The organism is Microbacterium sp. (assembly GCF_031178525.1).
In the GTDB taxonomy this organism is placed as follows: Bacteria; Actinomycetota; Actinomycetes; order Actinomycetales; family Microbacteriaceae; genus Microbacterium.
Genome location: NZ_JAPSJA010000405.1, coordinates 1 through 1,580 on the forward strand (window position 1 = coordinate 1; position 1,580 = coordinate 1,580).

The 1,580-nt window shown below is 71.7% G+C and carries 2 protein-coding genes; both read left to right on the plus strand.

What is annotated here, in order from left to right:
* A partial coding sequence (locus tag RIF89_RS14905) for a PDZ domain-containing protein (RefSeq protein ID WP_309069850.1) occupies window positions 1–967 on the plus strand: 967 nt, incomplete at its 5' end.
* A gap of 13 nt (window positions 968–980) precedes the next feature.
* Window positions 981–1,580: AEC family transporter (locus RIF89_RS14910; protein WP_375294498.1), on the plus strand; the 600-nt coding region annotated here is incomplete at its 3' end.

Here is a 1,580-nt window from a genome sequence, read left to right on the forward strand (position 1 = left end):
ACGGCTGGGCTTCCTCGGTGCGGACCTCTCCCCCGCTGACGGCGGCTGGCGGATCGACCGGATCCTGCCTGGGGAATCGAGCGAGCCGAAGGCGCGGTCGCCCCTGCGTCAGGCGGGCGTGGGAGCGCGTGAGGGCGATGTGATCGTCGCGGTCGACGGCGCACCCGTCGACGCGGTCGCGGGGCCCGCGGCGAACCTCATCGGGGCGGCCGACAAGCCCGTCGAACTCACCCTGCGCCGCGCCGGAGAGCCCGACCGTCGGGTGGTGATCGTGCCGCTCGCGGATGAGGAGGTGCTGCGGTACCAGGACTGGGTGCGCTCGCGCCGCGCGTACGTCGCCGCCCGCAGCGGCGGCCGCGTCGGCTACGTGCACGTCCCCGACATGCAGGGCTACGGCTGGGCACAGCTGCATCGCGACCTGCGCGTCGCGACGGAGGCCGAGGCCGTGATCGCGGACGTGCGCTACAACCGGGGCGGACACACGAGCCAGCTGGTGGTCGAGCGTCTGGCGTCCCGCGTGATCGCCTGGACCGCGGCGCGGCAGTTCGATCGCCTGCAGCCCGATCCGGATCGCGCGCCGCGCGGGCCCGTCGTGCTCGTCGCCAACGAGTTCTCGGGATCCGACGGCGACATCGTGGGCGCCCGCGCGCAGGCGCTCGGCGTGGGACCCGTCGTGGGTGTGCGCACGTGGGGCGGTGTGGTCGGCATCGACGGTCGCTTCGACCTCGTCGACGGCACGAAGGTCACACAGCCGCGCTACGCGTACTGGCTGGAGGGAAAGGGCTGGGGCGTGGAGAACCACGGCGTCGATCCCGACATCGAGATCGTGCACAACCCGGCGCAGCTGTTCCGCGAGGACGACCCGCAGCTCGACCGCGCGATCGACGAGGCCCTCGCCCGGCTCGCGCATTCGCCGGCCGCGACGCCGCCGGCGATCCCCGAGCCGAAGGTGCGTCCGGTCGTATGAGACGAATCGCCTCGTGATCGGCGTCCTGACGGGATTCGCGGTCGTCGGGCTCGCGATCGTCACGGGCTTCATCGTCGCGCGCATCGACCTGCTCGGCGAGCACGCCCGGTACGTCCTGAGCCGTCTGACGTTCTTCGTGCTCAATCCGTTCCTGCTGTTCGCCGTGCTGTCGGACGCGGACCTCACTCTGCTCTTCTCCGCGCTCCTGCCCGTGTCCCTGCTGGCCGCGTGCGCGATCTTCCTCGTCTACGGCCTGATCGCGCGATTCGTCTGGAAACGGTCGCTCGGGGAGGTGGTGGTCGGTGCGCTCGGTGCGGGATACGTCAACGGCAACAACATCGGCATCCCGATCTCCACCTACCTGCTCGGCAACGGCGCGTACGCCGCGCCGGTGATCCTGATCCAGCTCCTGCTGATCACGCCGATCGTGCTGGCGACCCTCGACACGGTCTCGAGCGGCGGAGCGGCCGGATGGCGCGGGCTCGCCCGCGCCGTGCAGCGCACGCTGCGCAATCCGATGATCATCGGCGCCGCGCTCGGCGTGCTGGTCGCGGTGACGGGCATCGAGCTGCCGCCGATCGTGTCGGAGCCGATCGGGCTGCTCGCCGGTGCC